The organism is Thermus thermophilus (assembly GCF_019974155.1).
In the GTDB taxonomy this organism is placed as follows: domain Bacteria; phylum Deinococcota; class Deinococci; order Deinococcales; family Thermaceae; genus Thermus; species Thermus thermophilus_C.
Map to the genome: position 1 here is coordinate 1641881 of NZ_AP025158.1, position 23482 is coordinate 1665362.

Annotated in this window: 24 protein-coding genes, 1 tRNA gene and 2 pseudogenes; 8 read left to right on the top strand and 19 right to left on the bottom strand. The window is 68.8% G+C overall.

The genetic code is table 11. The features are described 5' to 3' along the window. Window positions 1-66 precede the first annotated feature (66 nt). Window positions 67-142, top strand: a tRNA-Ile gene (locus TthTMY_RS08815). Between the two features lie 58 nt (window positions 143-200). Here TthTMY_RS08815 and tmpR read toward each other — a convergent pair. The 17 genes and pseudogenes from tmpR to TthTMY_RS08900 form a co-directional block, all read right to left on the bottom strand. Then, a complete protein-coding gene (gene tmpR, locus TthTMY_RS08820) occupies window positions 201-905 on the bottom strand; it encodes a bifunctional dihydropteridine reductase/dihydrofolate reductase TmpR (protein ID WP_096410992.1) in 705 nt (234 codons plus the stop codon). Continuing rightward, complete coding sequence (locus TthTMY_RS08825; RefSeq protein ID WP_096410993.1) at window positions 902-1312, bottom strand: NUDIX domain-containing protein; 411 nt, start codon at window positions 1310-1312, stop codon at window positions 902-904. Before TthTMY_RS08825 ends, tmpR begins: the two co-directional genes overlap by 4 nt. After that, a complete protein-coding gene (locus TthTMY_RS08830; protein WP_096410994.1) occupies window positions 1276-2049 on the bottom strand; it encodes a CDP-alcohol phosphatidyltransferase family protein in 774 nt (257 codons plus the stop codon). The genes TthTMY_RS08825 and TthTMY_RS08830 overlap by 37 nt, the downstream gene beginning before the upstream one ends. A 3-nt stretch (window positions 2050-2052) precedes the next feature. Then, window positions 2053-2679, bottom strand: coding sequence for a (d)CMP kinase (gene cmk, locus TthTMY_RS08835; protein WP_096410995.1), 627 nt, complete (start codon window positions 2677-2679; stop codon window positions 2053-2055). Beyond that, complete coding sequence (gene aroA / locus TthTMY_RS08840; RefSeq protein WP_096410996.1) at window positions 2664-3947, bottom strand: 3-phosphoshikimate 1-carboxyvinyltransferase; 1284 nt, start codon at window positions 3945-3947, stop codon at window positions 2664-2666. The genes cmk and aroA overlap by 16 nt, the downstream gene beginning before the upstream one ends. A 32-nt stretch (window positions 3948-3979) precedes the next feature. Further along, entirely contained in the window at window positions 3980-5104 is a 1125-nt protein-coding gene (locus TthTMY_RS08845) for a cysteine desulfurase family protein (RefSeq protein ID WP_096410997.1), read from the bottom strand. Window positions 5105-5119: 15 nt separating this feature from the next. Then, a complete protein-coding gene (locus TthTMY_RS08850) occupies window positions 5120-5569 on the bottom strand; it encodes an RrF2 family transcriptional regulator (RefSeq protein ID WP_096410998.1) in 450 nt (149 codons plus the stop codon). Window positions 5570-5593: 24 nt separating this feature from the next. Then, window positions 5594-6400: a metal ABC transporter permease gene (locus TthTMY_RS08855; RefSeq protein ID WP_011172542.1), complete on the bottom strand. Its 807-nt coding sequence runs from the start codon at window positions 6398-6400 to the stop codon at window positions 5594-5596. Then, window positions 6393-7133: a metal ABC transporter ATP-binding protein gene (locus tag TthTMY_RS08860; protein WP_096410999.1), complete on the bottom strand. Its 741-nt coding sequence runs from the start codon at window positions 7131-7133 to the stop codon at window positions 6393-6395. The genes TthTMY_RS08855 and TthTMY_RS08860 overlap by 8 nt, the downstream gene beginning before the upstream one ends. Before the next feature lie 66 nt (window positions 7134-7199). Next, complete coding sequence (locus tag TthTMY_RS08865) at window positions 7200-8033, bottom strand: ABC transporter ATP-binding protein (protein WP_223903198.1); 834 nt, start codon at window positions 8031-8033, stop codon at window positions 7200-7202. 44 nt (window positions 8034-8077) lie between these two features. Continuing rightward, window positions 8078-9274 (bottom strand): ABC transporter substrate-binding protein, encoded by a 1197-nt coding sequence (locus TthTMY_RS08870; RefSeq protein WP_096411001.1) that lies wholly within the window; start codon window positions 9272-9274, stop codon window positions 8078-8080. A 38-nt stretch (window positions 9275-9312) separates the two neighbouring features. Continuing rightward, on the bottom strand, window positions 9313-10380 hold the full coding sequence (locus TthTMY_RS08875; protein ID WP_096411002.1) for a branched-chain amino acid ABC transporter permease: 1068 nt from the start codon (window positions 10378-10380) through the stop codon (window positions 9313-9315). Next, window positions 10377-11270, bottom strand: coding sequence for a branched-chain amino acid ABC transporter permease (locus tag TthTMY_RS08880; protein WP_096411003.1), 894 nt, complete (start codon window positions 11268-11270; stop codon window positions 10377-10379). The genes TthTMY_RS08875 and TthTMY_RS08880 overlap by 4 nt, the downstream gene beginning before the upstream one ends. After that, entirely contained in the window at window positions 11267-13201 is a 1935-nt protein-coding gene (locus tag TthTMY_RS08885) for a long-chain fatty acid--CoA ligase (RefSeq protein WP_096411004.1), read from the bottom strand. Before TthTMY_RS08885 ends, TthTMY_RS08880 begins: the two co-directional genes overlap by 4 nt. After that, entirely contained in the window at window positions 13198-13959 is a 762-nt protein-coding gene (locus TthTMY_RS08890) for an ABC transporter ATP-binding protein (RefSeq protein ID WP_096411005.1), read from the bottom strand. Before TthTMY_RS08890 ends, TthTMY_RS08885 begins: the two co-directional genes overlap by 4 nt. 86 nt (window positions 13960-14045) lie before the next feature. Next, window positions 14046-15142: pseudogene (locus TthTMY_RS08895) on the bottom strand (IS4 family transposase). Window positions 15143-15237: 95 nt separating this feature from the next. Continuing rightward, the gene (locus tag TthTMY_RS08900) at window positions 15238-16338 is read right to left on the bottom strand and encodes a transposase (protein ID WP_041444900.1); all 1101 of its coding nucleotides are present in this window, start codon (window positions 16336-16338) and stop codon (window positions 15238-15240) included. A 164-nt stretch (window positions 16339-16502) separates the two neighbouring features. On the opposite strand from TthTMY_RS08900, the gene rpmH reads away from it, so the two are divergent. The 6 genes and pseudogenes from rpmH to prmC all read left to right on the top strand — a co-directional run. Further along, window positions 16503-16652 carry a 50S ribosomal protein L34 gene (rpmH, locus tag TthTMY_RS08905; RefSeq protein ID WP_096411006.1) on the top strand — a complete coding sequence of 50 codons (150 nt, stop codon included), beginning with the start codon at window positions 16503-16505 and terminating at the stop codon, window positions 16650-16652. Continuing rightward, on the top strand, window positions 16619-16990 hold the full coding sequence (gene rnpA / locus TthTMY_RS08910) for a ribonuclease P protein component (protein ID WP_096412990.1): 372 nt from the start codon (window positions 16619-16621) through the stop codon (window positions 16988-16990). Before rpmH ends, rnpA begins: the two co-directional genes overlap by 34 nt. 4 nt (window positions 16991-16994) lie before the next feature. Next, window positions 16995-17243 (top strand): membrane protein insertion efficiency factor YidD, encoded by a 249-nt coding sequence (gene yidD, locus TthTMY_RS08915; protein WP_096411007.1) that lies wholly within the window; start codon window positions 16995-16997, stop codon window positions 17241-17243. Continuing rightward, window positions 17240-18532, top strand: a complete 1293-nt coding sequence (locus TthTMY_RS08920; RefSeq protein WP_096411008.1) for a YidC/Oxa1 family membrane protein insertase — start codon at window positions 17240-17242, stop codon at window positions 18530-18532. Before yidD ends, TthTMY_RS08920 begins: the two co-directional genes overlap by 4 nt. Before the next feature lie 9 nt (window positions 18533-18541). After that, entirely contained in the window at window positions 18542-19111 is a 570-nt protein-coding gene (locus TthTMY_RS08925) for a protein jag (protein ID WP_096411009.1), read from the top strand. A gap of 12 nt (window positions 19112-19123) precedes the next feature. Beyond that, a pseudogene (gene prmC, locus TthTMY_RS08930) lies at window positions 19124-20017 on the top strand (peptide chain release factor N(5)-glutamine methyltransferase); the annotation flags it as partial. Here prmC and TthTMY_RS08935 read toward each other — a convergent pair. Then, a complete protein-coding gene (locus tag TthTMY_RS08935; protein WP_096411010.1) occupies window positions 19919-21262 on the bottom strand; it encodes a DUF3084 domain-containing protein in 1344 nt (447 codons plus the stop codon). The pseudogene prmC and the gene TthTMY_RS08935 overlap by 99 nt on opposite strands. Before the next feature lie 2 nt (window positions 21263-21264). Beyond that, window positions 21265-21993: an LPS export ABC transporter ATP-binding protein gene (gene lptB, locus TthTMY_RS08940; RefSeq protein ID WP_096411011.1), complete on the bottom strand. Its 729-nt coding sequence runs from the start codon at window positions 21991-21993 to the stop codon at window positions 21265-21267. A gap of 53 nt (window positions 21994-22046) precedes the next feature. On the opposite strand from lptB, the gene gltX reads away from it, so the two are divergent. After that, window positions 22047-23453, top strand: coding sequence for a glutamate--tRNA ligase (gltX, locus tag TthTMY_RS08945; protein WP_096411012.1), 1407 nt, complete (start codon window positions 22047-22049; stop codon window positions 23451-23453). Window positions 23454-23482: the final 29 nt, after the last annotated feature.

Consider the following 23482-nt stretch of genomic DNA (forward strand, 5'->3'; position numbering starts at 1 on the left):
TCACCTCCTTCAAACCCAAGGGTACACCAAAAGGGGCCGGGGTGTGCTACTATCGTTCCCGGACGGGGGCCGTTAGCTCAACGGTCAGAGCAGCCGGCTCATAACCGGTAGGTTGCAGGTTCGAATCCTGCACGGCCCACCACACGCCCCGGCCTCGAGCCGGGGCCTTTTGCGCCCAAGCCCATGCCGCGGTGGGGCCCCTAGAGGTTCCACCCCCCGGCCACCTCCAGCACCTGCCCCGTGAGGTAGGGCTCGCGGACGAAGAAGAGCACCGCCTGGGCGATCTCCTGAAGAAGGGCGAGCCTCCCCATGGGGATCTCGTGGAGGGGCTTGGAGACGGAGTTCTCCGCCACCCCCGGGGCCACCACGTTGGCGGTGATGCCGCTTGCGGCGAAGCGTTTGGCGATGGCCTTGGTGTAGAGGATGACCCCCGTCTTGGCGATGACGTAGGGGGTGATGTGGGGCCGGGCGAGGAGGTTCCCCGCCCCGGCGTAGCCCAGGTTGACGATGCGGCCAAAGCCCTGGGCCACCATGAGGGGGAGGACCCTTTGGGTGAGGAGGAAGGTGGCGGTGAGGTTGGTGTCCAGGATCCAGCGCCACTCCTCCAGGCTCACCTCCTCTATGGGCTTGTAGAGGTAGTCCCCCACGTTGTTCACCAGGACGCCCACCCCCCCCAGGTGGTAGCGGACCTCCTCCACCAGCCGGTCCACCTCCTCCTCCCGGGTGAGGTCGGCCTGGACCTTGATGGCCTTGACGCCCAGGGCCTCCGCCTCTTGACGGGCGGCCTCAGCCAAGGCCTCGGAGGTGCGGTAGTGGACGGCCACGGCGTAGCCCTCCCGGGCGAGGGCCAAGAGGATGGCCCGGCCGATGCCCTTGGCGCTCCCCGTCACCAACGCGGTCCTCATCTCTCCTCCAGATAGCGCACCAAGAGGGCCCGGGTAAAGGCGTTCAAAGGGTAGGCGAGCCCCTTCTCGGGCTCCACCCAGGCCCACTCCAGGATCTCCTCGTTCGGGCGCACCTCCCCTTCCGCCCGGGCGAAGTAGTTGAAGAGGAGCATGTGGGTGGGCTTGTAAAACTCGGGGCTGAAGATGGCCTCCTGGACCAGGGCGAAGCGGACCTGGGAAAGGGCAAGGCCCACCTCCTCCCTGAACTCCCGCCGCAAGGCCTCCTCCAGGGCCTCCCCCCAGGCCACCTTCCCCCCGGGCACCCCCCAAAGCCCCCGCCACTTGGCCGTGCGCACCAAGAGCACAAGGCCTTCCTTTTCCGCCAAGGCCCCTACCGTGGGGATGGGATACTGCGGGCGATCCTCCATAGGTACCAAAGGCCAAGATACACGGCCTGAAGGAGGACAAAGGTGAGGTAGGCGCCAGGCTCGTGGAAGAGGAGGAAAACCCCCAGGAAGAAAAGCTGCGTGGTGAGGCCCAGGTTCACCACCCCCGCCAAGGCCCCCTCGTCCCAGAAACGGGAGGGGTCAAGCCGCAACCGCCCCTGCAGGAAGCGCTCCAAGGCGGCGATGGCCCGGTCCTGGGGGGCGAAGAGGAGGGCGTAAAGCCCCCGGAAAAGCCGAAGCCCAAGGGTCTCCCTGCCCTTGGGCCCTTCGGGCAGGGGAAGGCCTTTGGCCAAGCGGTGGAGCCTTTCCAGGTTAAAGTCGTAGGACTGGACGAAGGTGAAGACCAAAAAGGCGAGGAGGGCCTTCTCCAAGGAGGCGGTGCGTAAGCCCAGGGCCAGGAAGAGGGAAAGGTTCCCCAGGAAGTCCAGGCCGGTGTCCAAATAGCGCCCAAGCTCCGTCACCTCCCCCCGGAGGCGGGCGAGCTGCCCGTCGGCGTTGTCCAAGACGGTTTTGAGCTGGAGGAGGAGGGCGGCCCCGAGGTCCTCCCCCTTAAGGAGCAGCCAGGCGGCCCCCAGGGCCAGGCCCGTGTGGAAGAGGACCAGGTGGTGGGGCCTAACGGGCGTGCCCAGGAGGAGGAGGACCACGAGGTGCGCCAGGGGGCGGAAAAGGAGGACGTTGAGGAACTCCTGGACCGGCCTCTCCTTGGCTCCCGGGACCACGGCCTACCTCCGGATGTGGGCCAGGACCCAGGCCACCACCTCGTCCAGGGTCATCCCCCCGGTGTCCAGGACGAGGGCGTCGGGGGCGGGGGCGCTTTGCGCCTTGTCCCGCTCGTCCCTTTGGAGGAGGTCCCGGAGCACCTCCTCGTAGGCCTGGGGCCTTTCCCGGGCGCGCCGCCACGCCCGCACCTCGGGGCTTGCCGTGAGGTAGAACTTGTGGGCCGCCTCGGGGAAGACCGCCGTGCCCATGTCCCTCCCCTCGGCCACGAAGGGCGGAGGCACCTCCTTGAGCCTGCGGTTGACCCAGGCCCGGACCCCCGGGAGGCGGGCCACCCCTGAGACCACGCGGTCCACCTCAGGGGTGTGCAGGAAGGGGGTGAGGTCCTCCCCGTCCGCCAGAACCCGGTTGCCCTCCGCCTGGGCCAGAAGGCGCACCCCCAGGCCCTCGAGGAGGGCGAGGAGCCCCTCCTCGTCCCCGGGGTCCACCCCTGCCCTCAGGGCGAGGAAGGCGGCCGCCCGGTAGAGGAGGCCGCTGGAAAGGTAGGGCACGCCCAAGGCCGCCGCCACCCGCCTGGCCACGGAGCTCTTGCCGGAGGCCGATGGCCCGTCTATGGTCACGATGCCGCGCATAGCCTAAGGAGGTCCTGGAAGAAACCCGGGTAGGAGATCTCGGCCCAGTGGGGCTCCTCCACCTCCACCCCCACGGGAAGCCCGGCCACGGCGAAGGCCATGGCGATGCGGTGGTCGTGGAAGGGCCGCACCCGGCCCGGCCTCACCCCCCCGCCCCGGATGCGGAGCCAGTCCGGGCCTTCCTCCACCTCCACCCCGAGGGCCCGGAGGTTTTCGGCGATGGCCCGGACCCGGTCGGACTCCTTGACCCGAAGCTCGGAAAGGCCCGGGATGTAGGTCTCCCCTTCCGCCCAGGCGGCGGCCGCCGCCAGGACCGGCACCTCGTCCACCATGAGGGGGATGAGGCCGGGGTCCACGGCCACGCCCTTCAGGGGGCTATGCCGGGCCCGCACCCACCCCACGGGCTCCCCCGCCTCGCCCTCGAGGACCCGCCACTCCAGGTCCGCCCCCATGGCCTCGAGGACGGTGAGGAGGCCGGTGCGGGTGGGGTTCAGCCCCACCCCCTCCACCACCACCTCCGAGCCCGGGGTGACGAGGGCCGCCACCAGGAAGAAGGCGGCCGAGGAGAAGTCCCCGGGCACCACGAGGTCCTTGGCGGGAAAGGGCCCCGTGCGCCAGGTGCGCACCTTCCTCCCCTCCACCTCCAAGGGCAGGCCGAAGTGGCGGAAGAGCCTCTCCGTGTGGTCCCGGGTGGGCGTGGGCTCCTCCACCTCCGTCACCCCCTCGGCGAAGAGGCCGGCAAGGAGGAGGGCGCTCTTCACCTGGGCGCTGGGCACGGGGAGGGTGTAGCGCAAACCCCTCAGGGGCGCCCCCCGGACGGCGAGGGGCGCCCTCTCCCCCTCCTCCCGCCCGTCCACCCTCGCCCCCATGGCCCTTAAGGGGGCCACCACCCGGCCCATGGGGCGGCGCCTCAAGGAGGCGTCCCCGGTGAGGACGGCGAAAAGCCCCTCCTGGCCCGCGAGGAGGCCGAGGAGGAGGCGCATGAGGGTTCCGGCGTTGCCGCAGTCCAGGACGTCCTCGGGCTCCTGGAACCTTAGGCCCCTTCCCCGCACGAGGAAGTGGGGCCCCTCCTCCCGGACCTCGGCCCCGAGGGCCTGGAGGACCCGGGCCGTGGAGAGGGTGTCCCCCGCCTTCAAGGGGTAGAAAAGCCTCCCCTCCCCCTCGGCCAGGGCGAGGAGCATGAGGCCGCGGTGGGTCACGGACTTGTCCCCGGGGACGCGGAGGCGCCCCCGCAAGGGACCACAAGGCGCGAGGCGGAACGCGTCCATCCTCCCTAGTCTTCCGCCCCGCGGGGGCCCGGTCAAGCCCGGGCCCGGGCCACGGCCTCCCGGAAGACCGCCACCGCCCGGTCCACCTCCTCCTCGGTGGTGAAGCGGCCCAGGGAGAAGCGCAAGGAGGCCTTGGCCTCGGCGTAGCTCCGGCCGATGGCGAGGAGGACGTGGGAGGGCTCGAGGTTCCCGGCGCTGCAGGCGGAGCCCGAGGAGACGGCCACGCCCAGGAGGTCCATGGCGAGGAGCAGGGCCTCCCCGTCCGCCCCCTTCACGGTGACGTTGACGAGCTTGGGGAGGCGGCGCTCGGGGTGGCCGTTGAGCTCCACCCCCTCCACCGCGAGAAGCCCCGCCTCGAGGCGCCGCCGCAAGGCCGCAAGGCGCGCCGCCTCCTCGGGAAGGCGCCTCAGGGCGAGCTCCAGGGCCACGGCCATCCCGTGGGCCAAAACGGGGCTCTGCGTGCCGCCCCGCCTACCCCCCTCCTGCTTCCCCGGCACCATGGCCATAAGCTCCACCCCCCGGCGGACGAGGAGCGCCCCCACGCCTTTGGGCCCGTAGAACTTGTGGGCGCTCACGGAGACCAGGTCCGCCCCCACCTCGTCCATGCGGAAGGGGACCTGCCCCACCGCCTGGACGGCATCCGTGTGGAAGAGGGCCCCGTGCCGGTGGGCCACCTCGGCGATCTCCCGCACCGGGTAGAGGTTGCCGAGCTCGTTGTTCGCCGTCATGACGCTCACCAGGAAGGTGTCGGGGCGCAGGGCCTCCTCCACCTGCTCGGGGTAGACCATCCCTAGGGAATCGGGCTTGAGGAGGGTCACGGAGAAGCCCAGCCGCTCCAAGAGGCGCAGGGCCCCGAGCACGGCGGCGTGCTCCACCGCCGTGCTCACCACGTGCCCCCGGCCCCGGGCCAGGGCCGGGCCCAGGAGGGCGAGGGCGTCGGCCTCAGAGCCCCCCGCGGTGAAAACCACCTCCCGGGGCCGCGCCCCGAGGGCTTCCGCCACCCGTTCCCGAGCCTCTTCCAGGACCTTACGGGCCTCTTGGCCAAAGCGGTGGATGCTGCTGGGGTTGCCGAAGACCTCCTCCACCGCCCGCATGGCCTCCCGAACCTCGGGATCCAGGGGCGTGGTGGCCGCGTAGTCCAGATAGACGCCCCGCACGCCGCCTCCCCGCCCTCAGGAGGCGCGAGCCTCGAGGGGGATGACCCCCTTGGCCTCCAAAAGCCGCCTCTCCTCAATGAGGTCCTTGAGGGTGGTGCCCCCGAGGACCTGGCGCATGGCGAGGTCCACCCGGCGCCACAAAAGCTCGGTGGAGCACCGCCCCACCTTGTCGCAGCTCTCCGGGTCCTCCAGGCAGCTCACCGGGGCCAGGCTCCCCTCCAGGGCCTCCACCACCTCGAGGGCGGTGACCTTCTCCGGGGGGCGGGCGAGCCGGTACCCCCCCTTCGCCCCCCGCACGGAGCGGATGAAGCCCGCGTTGCGGAGCTGGGCGGCGATCTGCTCCAGGTAGTGCTGGCTGATGCCCTGGGCTTCGGCCACCTCCTTCAGGGGCACCGCCCTCGGCGCCCTAAGGCCGATCTCCACCAGGGCGCGGAGGCCGTATTGGGCCTTCGTGGACACCCACATGCCCCCAGTATACCCCAAAAGCGGCTATTTCCCCCCGGAAAACGCGGTTTTAAGGAAGGCGAGGCCGAAGAGGAGGGCCTGGGCCAGGACCACGCTGGCCCCGCTGGGCCAGTCCAGGAGGAAGGAGGCGTAAAGCCCGAGGAGGGTGGCCGAGAGGGCGAAAAGGAGGGCAAGGAGGGTCATGCCGGCGAAGGTGCGGCCGAGAAGCCGGGCCGCCGCCCCCGGGATCACCAAGAAGGCGGCCACGAGGAGGACCCCCACCACCTTCACCGCCACCACCAGGGCGAGGGCCAGGTAGGCGGAGAGGAGGTAGTCGTGGAGCCCCACGGGCACCCGGTCGGCGAGGGCGAGCTCCCGGTCAAAGGTGGCGTAGGCCAAAGCGCCCCAGAGGGGAAGGAGGGCGAGGCCCAGAAGGACCACCCCCCCCACGGCCCAGAGGTCCCCGGGCCCCACGGCGAGGAGGGAGCCGAAGAGGTAGCCCATGGCGTCCCCCACGTACCCCCGGGCCTTGGCGAGGAAGACGGCCCCGAGGGCCACGGAAAGGGCGAAGAAGACGCCGATGGCCGTGTCCTCCGAGAGGCCCGAGCGCTCCTTCACGTAGGTGATGGCCAGGGCCACGGCCAAGGTGAAGGGGAGGGCCAGGTAGAGGGGCTCCTCCCTCAGGAAAAGCCCCAGGGCCACCCCGGCGAAGGCGGCGTGGGCGAGCCCGTCCCCAAGGAAGGAAAGCCTTCTCTGCACCACGAAGGCGGAAAGCGCCCCCCCAAGCAGGCTCACCAAGAGGCCGGCGAGGAGGGCCCTCTGGAAGAAGGGGTAGCCCAAGGCCTCAAGCACGGCCGCCTCCCAGGAAAAGGGCGTGCTCGTGCCCCAAATGGCCGAAGGCCCGGCGGAGGCACTCCTCGGAGAGGGCCCGCTCCGGCGGGCCGAAGCCGATCACGCGGCGGTTCAGCACCAGGACGTGGCTGGCATGGTGGGCCGCCTCCCAGTCGTGGGTGATCATGAGGATCGTGGCCCCCGTCTCCTCCTGGTAGGCCTCCAGGTGCCGGTAGAGGTCCACCTCCCCCAGCCGGTCCACCCCGGTGGCGGGTTCGTCCAGAAGGAGGAGGCGGGGCCTGCGCACCAGGGCCCGGGCCAGGTAGACCCGCTGCAGCTGCCCCCCGGAAAGCCGCCCCAAGGGGCGATAGGCGAGCTCCAAAGCCCCCACCCGCCCCAAGGCCTCGAGGGCCCGCCTGCGCTCTTCCTCCCCCACGCGAAAGGGCCAGGCGCGGCGGAGCCCCGAGACCACGAGCTCCAAGGCCAGGGCGGGGAAGGTGCGGTCAAAGGTCTTGATCTGGGGCACGTAGCCGAACCAGAAGGGATCGGCCTGGCCCAAGGGGCGGCCGAAGATCCGCACCTCCCCCCGGAAGGGCACGAGGCCCAAAAGGGCCTTGAGAAGCGTGCTCTTCCCTGCCCCGTTGGGGCCCACCACGGCCACGAAGCTGCCCTCGGGCACCCTCAAGGAGACGTCCTCCAAGGCCTGGTACTGCCCGAAGCGCACCGCAAGCCCCTGGGTCTCCACCGCCCACATACCAATAACGATAGCGCATTTTCATTTACGCCGCCAGGCCCCTGCTTGGGCAGGGGCCTTTTGGGCTCACATGAAGCGCTTGCGCCGCTTGTAGGCCTTGACCTCCTTGAAGCTCTTCCTCCCCCCCTCCTTGGCCACGCCCAGGTAGAACTCCTGGACGTCGGGGTTTTCCAAGAGGTACGCCCGGTCCCCCTCGAGGACGATCCGGCCCGACTCCATGATGTAGCCGTAGTGGGCGATGGAGAGGGCCACCCGGGCGTTCTGCTCCACCACGAGGACCGTGACCCCCTCCTCGGCGTTCACCCGGGCCACGATCCCGAAGATCTCCCGCACGAGGAGGGGGGCAAGGCCCAAGGAAGGCTCGTCCAGAAGGAGAAGGCGGGGCTTGGCGAGGAGGGCCCGCCCGATGGCGATCATCTGCTGCTCCCCTCCCGAGCAGTACCCCGCGAGCCGGTGCCTGAGCTCGGCCAGGCGGGGGAAGTAGTGGTAGATCCGTTCCAGCTCCTCCTTGAGGTTCACGCCCCTCCGGGTCAGGGTGCCCACCTTGAGGTTCTCCTCCACCGTGAGGTGCTTGAAGACGCGGCGCCCCTCCAGGACCTGCACGATGCCCAGCTTGACGATCTCCTCGGGGGGGCGGCCCTGGATGGGCGTTCCCCGGTAGAGGATCTCCCCCCGCACCACCTCCCCGTCCTCGGGGATGAGGAGGCCGGAGATGGCCCTAAGGGTAGTGGTCTTCCCCGCCCCGTTCGGGCCCAAGAGGGCGGTGATCCTCCCTTCGGGGACCTTGAGGGAGACCCCCCGGAGCACCTGGATCACGTCGTGGTAAACCACCTCAATGTTGTTGACGAGGAGGAGGATGGGGCCGAGGTCCTCGGGGCGGATTGGGTTCAAAGCGTCCATGGCCTTGTGGGAAAGGGGCCCGGGGCGCCCCGGGCCCCCGGGGTCTACTTGCCGTAGTGCACCTTGCGGAAGAGGGCCGAGGTGAAGGGCTCCGTGACGGGGACGAAGCGGCCCCCCTTGGCCTCGAGGATCCGGAGGCCCTCCGCCCCGGTGTGCTCGCTCTTGGTGAAGTCAATCTCAATACCCTGCTTGGTGGAGACGGCGAAGCCCGGCTTGAAGGCGTTGGGCCCGTTCATGCCGACGATGGCCTGGTACACGGTCTCGTTGGTAACCCGCTTGAACCGCTCCTGGGCCCTGCGGATGGCCTCCACGGCGATGGCCGCGGCGAGCATCCCGTTGGTGTAGTTGGTGCTCTCGGCGATGGCCTGGGGCCGGCCGTACTTCTGGGCGATCTCCTTCTGCAGGCGGATGCCCGGCGCGTCCTCGTGGTACATGTAGAAGCTCGTGGCCCAGAGGAAGCCCTCCGCCGCGTCCCCCGCCAGCTTGATGAGGTCGGGACCTCCCGTGTAGTGGGCCCCCAGGTGGCGCATCTTCAGGCCCAGACGCTTGGCGTCCTTGAGGATGTTGGCCACGGGGCCCGCCACGTTCTGGTGGACCACGTACTCCACCCCGGCCTGCTCAAAGCGCTTGAGGAGGGCGGTGTTGTCCAGGTTGCCGCTTCCCACCTCCTGGACGTCCACGATCTGAAGCCCGAGCTCCCGGGCGGCCTTCCTCGCGTCCTCCACCGGGGCCCGGCCGAAGGGGGAGGGGTTCACCACCAGGGCCACCTTGGCCCCCTTCTTCTGCTTGGCGATGTACTCCAGGAGGGCCACCACCTGCTCCGAGTAGGTGGAGGTGGGGATGAAGAAGTAGTCGTTGTTGGGAGGGTCCACAAGCTCCACGTGCATGGAGGCGGGGATGGTGGGGATCTTGAGCTCCTGGATCAGGGCCTTGAGCTGCAGGTTCGCCCCGGTGGAGTAGGAGAGGAAGACGGGGATCTTGAAGCGGTCCACCGCCTCCTCAAAGAAGCGCTGGGTGTTGGCGTTGTTGTACTGGTCGTCCCGCACCACGCAGTTGAAGACCACCCCGGGCACGAGCTTCCGCTCGTTGGCCCACTTGCAGTAGTCCTCCACCGCCGCCCCGTAAGGGGCCCCCGCGTCCGAGGTGGGCCCGGTGATGGCCCCCGACCAGAAGAGGGTCACCTGCTGCTGGCCCAAGGCCAACCCTAAAACCGCCGCGATGCCTGCCAGTGTCCTCCGCATACGTTCCCTCCCTTCGCCAACCCCATGAGGGGGGTTGCCTAGTACCTAAAGGGCCAGGTGCGGAAGTAGCTTCGCACCACGCGCCACCAGTTGTAAAGCCCCCTAGGCTCAAACACCAGGAAGAGGACGATGACGAGGCCGAAGGCCAGGGGCCTCAGGGCGCTCGCCACGTCCACCCCGGCCACGCTGAAGCCCAGGGCCTTGATGAGGTTGGAAAGGGCCTCCATGTTCACGTCCAGAAGCTCCAAAAAGGCGGGCCCCAGGAAGCTCCCCACCAGGGTGCCGAGCCCCCCCACGATGGCCATGGCCAGGAGCTTGATGGAGACGGCGAAGGTGTAGTCCTCTATGACCACCGCCCGGGAGAGGTAGGCGTAAAGCACCCCGGCCACCCCGGCGTAGAAGGCCCCCAGGGCAAAGGCGAAGAGCTTGGTGCGCCCCGGGTCCATGCCCATGGCGTCCGCCGCCCGGTCGTTGTCCCGCACGGCCACCAGGGCCCTCCCGTACTTGGTGCGCAGGAGGTTCCGCCAGAAAAGGGCCAGGAGGACCAGCACGGCGAGGCTCACGTAGTACCAGAAGTGGTAGTGGTTGCGGAAACCCACCTCGTACCCCAGAAAGCTCACCCGGGGCAGGTCCATGGCCCCCCCCTGGCGTAAAAGGGGCATATGCCCCACGGTCCATTCAAAGACCATCTGGAAGGCCAGGGTGGCCATGGCCAAATAGAGGTGCTTCACCCTAAGGCTCGGGATGCCCACAAGAAAACCGAAGAAGGCCGCCACCAGGCCCCCCAAGGGAAGAAGCAGCCAGAAGGGCAGGCCTTGGGGGGCGAGAAGAGCCGCGGTGTACGCCCCCACCCCCATGAAGGCCGCCTGGCCGATGTTGATGAGGCCGGCGTACCCCGTGGTGATGTTGAGCCCCAAAACGGCGAGGCTGTAGACGAGGATCAGGTCCAGGATGAAGACCTGGGTGCGGGAGAGGAACTGGGGCAGCACCAGGAGGAAGCCTAGGAAGAGGAGAAGGGAGGCCAACTCCCGGTGGGTGGCGAAGAGGCTCGCGTCCTCCTCGTACCGGGTGCGGTAGTTTCCGGTCTGGGCCCAGGGGTTCTTCATACGCGCTCAATCTCCTCCGTGCCGAAAAGCCCGTGGGGCTTGAACCAAAGAACGAGAAGGAGGACCAGGAAGGGGAAGACGTCCCGGGTTCCCCCGCCGGGGACAAAGGGGTCCAGGTAGCCCGCCGCCAGGTTCTCCAAGACGCCGATGACGATCCCCGCCACCACCGCCCCGGGGATGGAGTCCAGCCCCCCCAGGATGACCACGGGGAAGACCTTAAGGCCAATGTGCACCAGCCCGTCCAGGTTCAGGCCGGAGATGGTGCCCACCACGATCCCCGCCGCCGCCGCGGTGAGCCCTGCCGCCGCCCAGGCCAGGGCGAAGACCTTCTCCACGGAGACCCCGAGGCTCATGGCCGCCATCTGGTCGTCGGCCACGCTCCGCATGGCCACGCCCAGGGTGGAGCGCTGGAAGAACCAGGTGAAGAGGACGAGGAAGGCCAGGGTAAAGGCCACGGCGAGAAGCTGGGCGTAGGAGACCTGCACCCCAAGGACGCTCACCCCCCCAGGGGGCAGGAAGGCGGGGTAGCTGAAGTTGCCCGCCCCGAAGGGGGTAAGGTGGATCAGGCCGTCAAGGAAGGAGGCAAGGCCGATGGTGGCCATGATGACGGAGATGATGGGCTGGCCCACCATGCGCTTCAGGAAGACGCGCTCCACCCCAAAGCCCAATAGCGCGGTGAGGGCCAGGGCCAAGGCCGCGGCCAAAAGGAAGGGCGCCCCCAAGGCGACCATGGCCCAGTAGGCCAGGAAGGCCCCGATGGCGATGAACTGCCCCTGGGCGAAGTTCACCACCCGGCTCGCCTTGTAGATGAGGACGAAGCCCAAGGCGGCGAGGGCGTAGACGAGCCCCAGGACCACCCCCGAGAAGAGGAGCTGGAGAAAGAAGCTCACGCGGGCACCTCCTCGGCGAACCCCAGGACGGGCACCCGCGCCCGGAGGCGCTGGAGGGTGCCGTCCTGGTAGCGGTACTCGGCCTCCACCTCCGCCTCCTTGGCCCCGGAGTAGAGGGCCTCCACCAGGGGGGCGTACTTCTTGGCGATGAGGCCCCGGCGCACCTTGCCCGTGCGGGTGAGCTCCTCGTCGTCGGCGTCCAGGAGCTTATAGAGGAGGACGAAGCGCCGGATCCTAAGCTCCTCGGGAAGCTCCTGGTTCACCTTCTCCACCTCCTTGCGGATGAGCTCGGCCACCTCGGGCTTCAGGGAGAGGTCCAGGTAGGTGGTGTAGGCCAGGCCCCGGTCCTCGGCCCACTTGCCCACGGTCTGGGGGTCTATGTTGAGGAAGGCGGCCAGATAGGGCTTCCGGTCCCCGAAGACCACGGCCTCCTTGATGTAAGGGGAAAACTTCAGCTTGTTTTCCAGGAACTGGGGGCTGAAGACCGTGCCTCTCTCGGTGCGCATCACGTCGGAAAGGCGGTCAATGACCACCAGGTGGCCGTCCTCCGTGAGGTAGCCCGCGTCCCCGGTGTGGAGCCACCCGTCCCCGAAGGTCTCCTGCGTGGCCTCGGGCCTCTCCCAGTACCCGGCGCAGACCGCGTCAGAGCGGCAGAGGATCTCCCCCGCCTCGCTGATCCTGACCTCGGTCCCGGGGATGGGCAGGCCCACGGTGTCGTGGCGCACGTCCCCGTCCCGGTGGACGAAGGCGATGCCGGTGATCTCCGTCTGGCCGTAGATCTGCTTGAGGTTGACCCCGATGGCGTGGAAGAAGCGGAAGACGTCGGGGCCCAAAGCGGCGCCCCCCGTGTAGGCCCGGCGGAGGCGGAGGAAGCCCAGCTGGTCCCGCAAGGGCTTGAAGAGGACCTGGTCGGCAAGCCAGTAGGCGAGGCGGAGCCCTAGGGGCATGGGCCTGCCCCGCATCCGGTACTCCGCCGCCCGGTACCCTACCTTGAGGAGGCGCTCGTAGACGAAGCGGTTGAACCGGGGGCTTTCCGAGATGCGGACCCAGACCTGGCTCTGGATCCCCTCCCAGACCCTCGGGGGGCTGAACATCACGTGGGGGCCGATCTCCTTGAGGTCCTGCAGGGCGGTTTCCACCTCCTCGGGGAAGTTGACGGCGAACCCCCCGGTGAGGGCCATGGCCACGGACATCATCTGCTCCCCGATCCAGGCCAGGGGGAGGAAGGAGAGGTAGTCGTCCGTGGGCAGGAGGGGGTCCACCTCCTGGAGGGCCACCCCCATGTGGATCAGGTTGCGGTGGCGGAGCATGGCCGCCTTGGGGCGCCCCGTGGTGCCCGAGGTGGAGGAGAGGTGGCAGACCTCCTCGGGGTTCGCTTCCAGGAGGAGCTTCTCCACCGCGTCCGGGTGCTTCCTCCGGTGCTCCCGCCCCCGCTCCAGGACCTCGGCGAAGGAGAGGAGCCAGGGGTCCTTGTAGCCCCGCATCCCCTTCTCGTCCTCGTAGATCACGTAGCGCACGTGGGGGATCTCGTTTCGGATCTCGTAGAGCTTGTCCACCTGCTCCTGGTCCTCGGCGAGGACCACGCTCGCCCCCGTGTACTGGAGCATGTAGGCGATCTCAGGGGGAAGGCTGCTCTGGTAGACCCCCACGCTGATCCCCCGCACCGCCTGGGCCCCAAGCTCGGCGTAGAGCCACTCGGGGATGTTGTCGGCGATGATGGCGAGCCGCTCCCCCGGCCCAAACCCCAAAGAGAGGAGGCCGTGGGCGAAGAGGAGGACGTTCTCGTAGTACTGGGCGTAGGTGATCTCGTTCCAGATGCCGTAGTCCTTCTCCCGGAGGGCCACCCGGTCCCCCTCGTGCTCTGCCCTTAGCCTCAGGAGCTGGGGCAGGGTATAGCGCTTCATCTCGTAGGAGGGCCTCAAGGCCTTCACGCTTCCACCCCCATGTAGGCCTCCTGCACCCTGGGGTTCTTCGCCACCTCCTCGGGCCTCCCCTCGGCGATGACCTGGCCGAAGTCCAGGACGTAGACCCGGTCGGAGATGTCCATGACCACCCCCAGGTCGTGCTCAATGAGGACCACGGTGGTGCCCCGGGCCCGGATCTCCAGGATGAAGCGCACCATGTCCTCCTTTTCCTCCAGGGTCATCCCCGCCATGGGCTCGTCCAGGAGGAGGAGCTTGGGGGAAAGGGCCAGGGCCCGGGCCACCTCCACCCGCTTCCTCACCCCGTAGGGAAGGTTTCCCACGAGGGCCTTGCGGTAGGGCTCCAGCTCCATGAAGTCAATGACCTCCTCCACCACCCGCCGGTTGCGCACCTCCTCGGCCAGGGCCCGCCCGTAGAAGAGGCCCGCCTGGAAGAGGCCGTAGGAGAGGTGGGTGTGCCGGGCGAGGAGGAGGTTTTCCAAGACGGTGAGGCCGGAGAAGAGCTCAATGTTCTGAAAGGCCCGGGCGATGCCCTTTCGGGTGACCTCGTGGGGACTTGCCCGGGTGAGGTCCTGCCCCTCAAAGAGGATGCGTCCTCGCTCCGGGTGGTAAAAGCCGGAGATGCAGTTCAGGAGGCTCGTCTTCCCCGCCCCGTTGGGGCCGATGATGGAGACGAGCTCCCCGGCCTCCACCCGCATGGACACCCCGGAAAGGGCGGCCACGCCGCCGAAGGTAAGGGTCACGCTTTCCACGTCAAGCTGCGCCACCTACGCCTCCTCAGGGATGCGATTTGGCGTGAAGTATACCGGGCGGGGCGGCAAATTGTCAACGGGATTACGTATCTGAGCTCTCATCACTTTCCTCCCCCCAGTTCCTGAAGCAACCTGACCAGCTCCTCCACCACTGCTTCCCTCCAAGGCGGGGGCCCCTGGGCCAGGGCGATCCGGCCCAGACGGAAGAGGCTTTGCCGCTCGGGATGGGCCAGAAGCCGGGGAAGCCATTCCCTGCCCTGCAAGCGCGCCCCCAGAAGGACCAAGAGCGCCATCCCCAAGGCCAGAAGCCATAACCACCCCCTGAGGCTCGCCCCCGTCCGCAGCCGATGGCGGTCCAGCCCAAACCCCTGCCCCTTCAGGTCCCTAAACCCCTCTTCAATCCACATCCGCCACCCATAGGGCGGCTCCCCCCCAAAAGGGCCCGAATAGGCCAGATACCAGGGATCCCGACCCCCTGGGTACACCAGGAGGGTGACTTCTACCCCCTCCCCACCGTGTCCGAAAAGGCGGACCTCCTCCCGCAGGGGGTGGACCACACGCTGGTAGCCCTCCTTCAGGGGAAGGCGCTTTCCCCCTTGGGGTTCCACCTCCCGGTTCTGCCGCAGGCGGATGAGGAAGCCCATGCCCCACCCCTGGAGCTTTCGCATCAGGGAGACCCGGTCAAAGCCGCGGTCCAGGAGGAAGAGGGGGTATATCCCAGGTCCTGGACGGCGCGGCCCAGGCGGTGGAGGAACTCCTCCTCCACCCGGTTTTGACTGGGGAAAGGGGAGAGGGGGTGAAGAGCGAAGGCCACCACCAGGGCCCTTCCCTTGAGGGGAAGGGCGGCCACCAGGGCTTGGTGCCTACCGTCCTCTGTGAAGGTCCAGTCCACGATGAGGGGGAGGGGGCGGTCTTTGGGGAAACGAGGGACGAGGAGGGGGAGGAGGGCTTCGGTGAGGGCCCAGGGGTCTTGCAGGGTGGGGTGATGGAGGAAGCGCCAGAGGCGATTGAGGCGGCTTTGGGCCAGGGTGGGGAGGGGGGTTCTGCGGGCGAGGTCGGAGAGGGTGGGGTCCAGGGGGGTAGTGAGGAGGGTGGACAGGAAGAGGGCGAGGTTGGAGCGGATGGTTTTCCTGAGGGAGGCGAAGACCTTATGGACCCAGAGGGTGATAACTTGGGAAAGGGGGGTGGTGGGCGGCACACCTTACTTACCCCCCTCTTCTCTTCCCTTGTCAAGCCCCAGCCCTCAAAGTGATGAGAGCTCAGGATTACGTATGGGTGTAAAAAACCGTCAGCTCAAAACTTGCACCTCCCGCATACCCCGCATAAACCTTCACCCCCTCCCCCCGGCGGCCCCAGACCCAGGGCGTGGAGCTCCCGCAGGATGACCTGCACCACCAGCTCGGGCAAGAGAACCCGAGCTGCCCCCTCCCTGGCCTCCCGCCAGCTCCCCTTCCCCTCCACCCCCACCCAGTGGGCCAGCAGGTAGGCCAGAAGGGAGAGCACCAGAAAGCGGTGCACCCCCAAGGCCGTCCGCTGCCCGAACTGCCCCAGGGAGAACTCACTCTTCGCAGCCCGGAAGAAGTGCTCTACCGTGAACCGCCTCCTTCCCCAGGTGAGCATGGTCCGGGGCGTGGCGGGAAAGGTGGCCACCACGTACCGCCACTCCCAGCCCCCTTGGGGCAGGGGGTAGCGGTACCAGGCCACCCAGACCGGGAAGGAAAGCCCCCACAGGTAGACCCGGCTCCCCTGCCGCCTGAGGTCCAAAAGCCTTCCCCCTCCCCGCAGCCTCCGGTCCCGCCGCATCCCCACCACCGTTTCCAAGCCCAACCGCCTCACCCCAAAGAGGAACCAGGCCGTACCAAAGGCCGCGTCCGCGGCCACCCGTATCCGGAAGGTCCGGCGCATCCAGAGGGGCAGAGAGGCCAGGAGGCTCAGGGCCAGGAGGGAGAGGCCTTTCTCCCCCTTGCCCCGCCATAGACGGTAGGCCCAGGGGACGCGGAGGTCCCCGTAGACGAGGTAAAGGACCACGAGGTGGAGGCCCCACTTGCCGTGAAAGAAGGAGAGGGGGAGGTGGGGGAAGTGGCCCCGCTTTTCCAGGGTGACCAGGTCCAGGACCACCAGGAGGCGGGGCTTGGGGCCCTTTCTCCGCCTGGCCCGGTCCAGGGCTTTCTGGGCCTCCTCGCGGGCCAGGCGGATGAGGGCGCGGGTGGGCCAGGGGTAGCGGTTGAGGAAGCGGGAGAGGGCGGAGGGGGACTTGGTCTTGCTGTGCTGGGGTCTAGCCTTGCCGTGACCGGTGAGGAAAAGGAACAACAGGGCCTTCAAGGATTCCCGCAGGTGGGGGGTTGGCATGAGGGCCAGGATGGTCCAAAGTAGGGATAGGGCTACTGGTCTCATGGCACCCCTCATAAGAGGGGAAACCAGTAGCCCTCTTCAAGTGGTCCCCAAGCATACTCATGCCCGCGGTGAATAAGTGCAAGTTTTGAGTCAGCTTTTGTTTTCCCTGCTCTATGCTACACTCTTAGAGGCATGGGGGGCCATGGCCCCAGGGAGGGAGATGGATGAAAAGGACGTGGCAACCCAACCGCAGGAAACGGGCCAAAACCCACGGCTTTCGCGCCAGGATGAGGACCCCGGGCGGCAGGAAGGTGCTGAAGCGCCGCCGTCAGAAGGGGCGCTGGCGCCTCACGCCCACCGTTCGGAAGCGGTAGGCCCCAAGCCCCCCGCCCCGGGGGGCAAGCTTCTTTCCCTCAAAGGCGACCGGGCCTTCCAGAGGCTCCGCAAGGGCAAGGCGGGGCGGGGGCGGTACGTTTCGGTGAAGTGGCTCCCCGCCGCCGAGCTCCGCGTGGGCATCGTGGTCTCCAAGAAGGTGGGCAAGGCGGTGGTGCGCAACAAGGTCAAGCGCCGCCTCCGGGAGGTCCTCCGCCGCCTCCACCTGCCCCAAGCCCACCTCCTGGTGGTGGCGAGCCCCGAGGCCCGGGAGGCGGACTTCGCCGAGCTCTTCCGGGACGTGGTGCGGGCCTTGCGCAAAAGCGGGTTGGTACAATAGCGGCGTGCGCGAGGTGCTGATCCTCCTCATCCGCTTCTACCGCCGTTTTCTCTCTCCCCTGAAACCCAGGACCTGCCGCTTCCACCCCACCTGCTCCGCCTACGCCCTCGAGGCCCTAAAGCGGCACGGGGCCTTCTGGGGGAGCTATCTCGCCGTGCGGCGGGTCCTCCGCTGCCACCCCTGGAACCCCGGCGGGCTGGACCCGGTGCCCGTCCTCTTCCCCCCGAGGAAGGTCCGGGGAGGTGCGGAATGAAGAGGCTCCTTGCGGCCTTCCTTTTCCTCCTCCCCGCCCTCGCCCTGGAGGTGGGGTTCAAGGACGTGGACGCGAACGGGGACGGGACCTTGGAAAAGGTCGCCGTCACCAACCTCATGGACCTGGCCTTCAATGAAGCGGGCCAGGTGGTGGGCTGGTACGTGAAAACCTACAAGGGCACGGCCTTCGGCGACTACGCCCGCGCCCCCAGCCTGGCGGCGAACGGCCCCGTCCTCTCCCCCGTGGGCTTCCGGCCCCTGGAGGCGGAGTTCGCCGTAGAGGACGGCCATCTCCTCGCCCGCTTCCGGGGGGAAGAGGGGACCCTCACCTACCGCATCCCCAAGGAGCGGTACACCGTGGAGGTGACGGCGGACTTCCCCCTCGCCCTCAAGCTCTCCGCCCAGGGGAACCCCAAGGCGCTATTGGAAGGCGCCGCCGAGCCCGCCCCGAGCGGGGAGGGGCGCCTCGTCTACCTCGCCTGGCAAACCCGGCCCAAGGCGGGCTACGCCCTGGTGGCCTTCGGGGAAGGCCCCTTGGAGGGCAGGCTCGTGGGGCGCGAGGGGGAGGTGCGGCTGGGGCCGGGAGAGGTCCTCAGGGTCTATGGCGGCCAGAACGAGCTCGTCCGCTTCCACGTGGAAGGCCTCCTCTCCTTCCCCGGCCTCTTCAGCCCCAACCTCTGGGGCCAGCTCTCCTTAGGCCTCCTCTGGATCATGGAGGCGGCCTACCGCTTCACCGGCAACTGGGGCCTCGCCATCCTCTTCCTGACCCTGGTGGTGCGCCTCCTCCTCTGGCCCCTCATGCACCAGCAGTTCAAGAGCATGGCGGAGATCCAGCGCCTCCAGCCCCTCATCCAGAAGATCAACGAGAAGTACAAGGACGACCCCAACAAGCGGGCGGAGGCCACCATGAAGCTCTACCAGGAGCACCGGGTCAACCCCGCCGCCGGCTGCCTCCCCCTCCTCATCCAGATGCCCATCCTCTTCATCCTCTGGAAGGTGATCGCCAACTACGAGTTCGGCCAGGGCTTCCTCTGGATCCCCGACCTCGCCCTCCCCGACCCCTACTACATCCTCCCCGTCCTCTACGTGGCCAGCACCTTCCTCTCCACCTGGCTCTCCGCCCACGGGAACCGGGACCTCATCCGGCAAAGCCTCTTCATGAACCTCATCTTCGTCTTCCTGGTCCTCCAGTTCCCCTCGGGGGTCACCCTCTACTGGGTCCTCTCCACCCTCATCGGCCTCGTGCAGCAGTGGCTCATCAACAAAAGCCTGGCCCCCCTTAAGGCGTAAACTGGGGGCATGGACGAGCGCAAGAAGAGCATTGACGAGCTCCTCTCCGACCTCGGGGTCCTCGAGGAGGCCCCGGTGGAGGTGGAGCTCAAAGAATCGGGAGTCCCGGAGGCCCAAGGGGACCCCAGGGCCTTCCTGGAGGAGTTCCTCGGGGGCCTCCTCCTCCTCTTGGACCCCGGCCACCGCCTGGAGGTGCGGGTGGAAGGGGAGACCCTCAAGGCCGAGGTCAAGGGAGGGGACCTGGGCCGCCTCATCGGGAAGGAGGGGCGGACCCTGAGGGCCGTGGAGCACCTGGCCCGGGTGGTCCTGACCCGGCGCTTCGGCACCGGCTACCGCCTCGTCCTGGACGCGGCGGGGTACAGAAGCCGGGCGGAGGCCCGGATCCGCCGCCTCGCCGAGGAGGCGGCCCTCACCGTGGCCATGACCGGGGAGCCCCTCCACCTCCCCCCCATGCCCCCCGGGGAGCGGCGGATCGTGCACATGCTCCTCAAGAACCACCCCCGGGTCACCACGGAAAGCCAAGGGGAAGGGGAGGAGCGGCACGTGGTGGTCTACCCCAGGCGCGAGGCCCAAGGCTGAGGGCCCGAGGCCATGCCGGAAGCCCCGGGGGGTACGCCGCTCGCCCTGGACCTGCTCCGCCGCCTGAGGCGGGCCCTCGGCGCCGCCGGGCTTCCCGAGCTCGAGGCCTGGGACCTCCTCGCCGCGGCCACGGGCTGGCCCCGGAAGGTCCTATATGGCCGCCTCACCTCCCCCCTGCCCCAAGAGGCCTTTGAACGGGCCGAGGCCCTCCTCAAGCGGCGCCTCCAGGGCTACCCCCTCCAGTACCTGGTGGGGGAGGTGGAGTTCTTCGGCCTGCCCCTGCGGGTGGAGGAAGGGGTCCTCATCCCCCGCCCCGAGACGGAGGGGCTGGTGGAGCTCGCCCTAGGCCTCCCCCTGCCTCCCGCCCCCCGGATCCTGGACGTGGGCACGGGCACAGGGGCCATCGCCCTGGCCCTGAAGCGGGCCCTGCCCGAGGCGGAGGTCTACGCCACGGAGGTGGACCCCAAGGCCCTCGCCCTCGCCCGGGAGAACGCCGAGCGGCTGGGCCTCGCCGTGGCCTTCCTCCCCGCACCCCTCACCGGGGGCCTTAAGGGCCTGGACCTGGTGGTCTCCAACCCCCCCTACCTCCCCGAGGCCTACCGGGAGGTGGCCCCGAGGGAGCTCGGCTACGAAAGCCCCCTGGCCCTCTACGCCGGGCCGGAGGGCCTCTCGGTGGCCCGCCCCCTGGCGGAGGAGGCCCGCCGATCCCTGAAGCCCGGGGGGTACCTCCTCCTGGAACTCGCCCCGGAAAACGTCCACCTCCTCGCCCGGGAGCTCCGGGAGAAGGGCTGGAAGGAGGTGGCGATCCTACCGGACCTCGCGGGTCGGGACCGGTACCTCCGGGCCCGGAGGCCCACCGAGGAGGCGGAAGGCGAGGAGGGGCGGCTCCACCGTCCACACCTCCCACAGGGCCACCACCCCCACCCGGACCACCCCGGACCGCCCCCGGAGGAGGAGGAGGCCCTGGGCCAGGTCCGTCTCCGTGGGGAAGCGGGCGTACTCCGGGGGCACGCCCTCCTCCAGAAGGCGCTTCCGGACCCGTTCCCCCACCTCCAGGAGGACGGCCCGGGCCCGGGGCTCCCCCGTGTTGAGGAAGGTGACGCTGGCGAGAACCTCCCCCGCGGGCCACAGGCGCTTTTCCGGGTAAAAGCGGGCCCGGACGAGGAGGACGCCGTCCTCGTACCCCGCCCCCTCCAGGACGGCCAGCCCCGGGCCCTTGGCCCCGCCGATAAGCCGCGCCCCCTTGAAGCCCAGGAGGAGGGCCCGCCTCCGGGCCGCCTCCTCCAAGGCCACGGGGCCCTCCTCCGGGCCCAGGCGCACCTCCCCCAGGTAGAGCCCCTGGCTCAGGCGGGCGAGGCCTTCCGCAAGCTGGCCCTTCTGCCCCTCCAGCACCCGGGCCTGGACGAGGAGGCCCTGGACCCGCCTCTCCTCCTCGGCGAACTCCTGGCGTACCCGGGCCAGGGCCTCCCGGAGCCGGGAGGCCTCCCCCTCCAGAACCTCCCGGGAGCGCCTTAAGTCCAACACCTGTCCCTGAAGGGCCACGAGGTCGGCCTCGAGCCGCTCCTTCTCCCAAAGGAGGGCTTCCCGCTCCTTTCGGGCCCGCGCCAGCTCCGCCTCGGCCTCCCGCAGCCTGGCCTCCAGGGCCCGGAGGGCCTCCTCCTTGGCCTTTACCTCCGCCTCGCGGGCGCGCAAGGCCTCCTCCAAGGCCTTCCCCCGGGCCTCGAGGCGGGCCACCTCCTCCCGGAGGGCGGCAAGCTCCCGGGAGGCCGTCTCCCGCAGCCCCTCCACCCGCTCCAGGGCCTGAAGGAGGGCCCCCCGCTCCCCGCGCAGGGCGTTGACCTCGGCGAGGGCCCGGGCGGCCTCCGCCTCCAGGGCCGCCCTCTGCTCCTTGAGCCGGTCCCGCTCGGCCCGGATGGCCTCCGCCTGGAGGATCACCTCCCGGGCGTCCCGAAAGACCAGGAGGAAGCCCAGGTAGCTCAAGAGGGCGATGCCCACCCCGGTGAAGACGGCGACCAGGGTGGCCGTCTGGCGGGGCCTCAGGCCGAAAAGGCGGTAGTGCCGCTTCCCCGCCCACTTGGCCACCTTGTCCCCCAGGTAGGCCACCAAGGCCGAGAGGAAGAGGATGAGGAAGAGGAGGGCCCAGAAGGTCATGGCTAGAGCTCGTAGTCCTCGCCCAGGTAGTGGCGCCTCACCCCCTGGTCCTTGGCGAAGGTCTCCGGATCCCCGTGGAAGAGGACCTGGCCGTCGTACATCAGGTAGACCCGGTCGGTGATGGCCAGGGTCTCCCTCACGGCGTGGTCGGTGATGAAGACCCCCACGCCGCGCCTTTCCCGAAGTTCGGCGATGACCTTCTGGATCTCCCGGACGTTCTTGGGATCCACCCCGGTGAAGGGCTCGTCCAGAAGGAGGAAGTCGGGGTCGGTGGCGAGGGCCCGGGCGATCTCCAGCCTGCGCCTCTCCCCCCCGGAGAGGCTGTAGGCCATCCGGTCCCGCAGGTGGTAGATGGAAAGCTCCTCCAAGAGGGCCTTGGCCTTCTCCAGGCGCTCCTTTTTAGAAAGGGGCTGGAACTCCAAGACGGCGAGGAGGTTCTCCAAGGCGGTCATCCGCCGGAAGGCGCTGGGCTCCTGGGGGAGGTAGCCGAGGCCGAGCCGGGCCCTCCTGTACATGGGGAGGGCGGTGATCTCCTGGCCCTTGAGAAAGATCCGCCCCCCCGTGGGCCGGATGAACCCCACCACCATGTAGAAGGTGGTGGTCTTCCCCGCCCCGTTGGGGCCGAAGAGGGCCACGATCTCGCCCCGCCTCAAGGAGAGGTCCACGCCCCGGACCACCTCCTTGGGGCCGTAGCGCTTGCGCAAACCCTGGGCGCGAAGCTCCCCGTCCATTGCCCTCAGGCTACGGGGCAACCTTTAGCCCCGGGTGAGATAATGGGCGAGGTATGGTGGTGACCCGCATCGCGCCAAGCCCCACGGGGGACCCCCACGTGGGCACGGCCTACATCGCCCTCTTCAACTACGCCTGGGCCCGGAAGAACGGGGGGCGCTTCCTCGTGCGCATTGAGGACACGGACCGCGCCCGCTACGTCCCCGGGGCCGAGGAGAGGATCCTCGCCGCCTTAAAGTGGCTCGGCCTCTCCTACGACGAGGGCCCCGACGTGGGCGGCCCCCACGGGCCCTACCGCCAGTCGGAACGGCTTCCCCTCTACCAAAAGTACGCCGAGGAGCTCCTAAGGCGGGGGTGGGCCTACCGGGCCTTTGAGACCCCGGAGGAGCTGGAGCGAATCCGCAAGGAAAAGGGGGGCTACGACGGTAGGGCCCGGAACATCCCCCCCGAGGAGGCCGAGGAGCGGGCGAGGCGGGGCGAGCCCCACGTGATCCGCCTCAAGGTGCCCCGCCCCGGCGCCACGGAGGTCAAGGACGAGCTACGGGGGGTGGTGGTCTACGACAACCAGGAGATCCCCGACGTGGTCCTCCTCAAGTCCGACGGCTACCCCACCTACCACCTGGCCAACGTGGTGGACGACCACCTCATGGGGGTCACGGACGTGATCCGGGCGGAGGAGTGGCTCGTCTCCACCCCCATCCACGTCCTCCTCTACCGGGCCTTCGGCTGGGAAGTGCCTAGGTTTTACCACATGCCCCTCCTGCGCAACCCCGACAAGACCAAGATCTCCAAGCGCAAGAGCCACACCTCCCTGGACTGGTACAAGGCGGAGGGGTTTCTGCCCGAGGCCCTGAGGAACTACCTCGGCCTCATGGGCTTTTCCATGCCCGACGGGCGGGAGATCTTCACCCTGGAGGAGTTCATCCAGGCCTTCACCTGGGAAAGGGTTTCCCTGGGGGGGCCCGTCTTTGACCTGGAAAAGCTCCGCTGGATGAACGGGAAGTACATCCGGGAGGTGCTCTCCCTGGAGGAGGTGGCGGAGAGGGTCAAGCCCTTCCTCCGGGAGGCGGGGCTTTCCTGGGAGAGCGAGGCCTACCTGAGGCGGGCGGTGGAGCTCATGCGCCCCCGGTTTGACACCCTGAAGGAGTTCCCGGAGAAGGCCCGCTACCTCTTCACCGAGGACTACCCCATTTCGGAGAAGGCCAAGAGGGCGCTGGAGGAGGGGCTTCCCCTCCTCAGGGAGCTTTACCCCCGCCTAGAGGCCCAGGAGGAGTGGAGCGAGGCCGCCCTCGAGGCCCTCCTCCGGGGCTTCGCCGCGGAGAAGGGGGTCAAGCTCGGCCAGGTGGCCCAGCCCCTCCGGGCGGCCCTCACGGGGAGCCTGGAGACCCCGGGGCTTTTTGAGATCCTGGCCCTCCTTGGGAAGGAGCGGGCGCTTTCCCGCCTGGCGCGGGTCCTCTCGTGAAGAACACCGCAAACCCGGGTATACTCAGG